Annotated in this window: 1 protein-coding gene; it reads left to right on the forward strand. The window is 60.6% G+C overall.

The window, feature by feature from the left end:
• On the forward strand, window positions 1-510 hold a 510-nt coding region (locus GIV35_RS27610), incomplete at both ends, for a hypothetical protein (RefSeq protein ID WP_236489200.1).

Here is a 510-nt window from a genome sequence, read left to right on the forward strand (position 1 = left end):
GCCTTTATACCTTTGAGGTTCCCAACGCGCTGGTGAGCGCGATTGCCGAAGGCCGCGCGAGTGTGCATGCCCTGTATCAGAATGGCGCGGTGCAACAGCCTTCCGAAAAGCTCTATCTGGACGTCGTGGGGCAAGTCGTCAGGTGGCCGGCACCGACGATAGACGAGGACCTGGGCGGCCATATCGAGCCGGATGTCAACGCGACTGTACGCTTCCCCCTTCAAGGGAGCTGGCCGAAGGACGGTTATATCGAAGTCATCTTCCGGGTCAGCAGCGCCGATAACACCATCGAACATCGCATCGGCCGCGAAGTCGACGATATTCCGCCCACGGCCGGTGGGGATTTGTTGTTTACGATATACCGCGAGGAACTGCTGCGTTTCGACGGCCACCTGACCGACGTGTTTTATGCCCACACCCGGCCCGACGGCCGCCCGCAGGAGTCCCTGCGGTTGCAGATCGTGGTGGGTCAGATCAAGCGTACGATGCCCAAGCCGATTGTCGACAAGG

The organism is Pseudomonas sp. PA-1-6B, from assembly GCF_021609545.1.
In the GTDB taxonomy this organism is placed as follows: domain Bacteria; phylum Pseudomonadota; class Gammaproteobacteria; order Pseudomonadales; family Pseudomonadaceae; genus Aquipseudomonas; species Aquipseudomonas fluorescens_BV.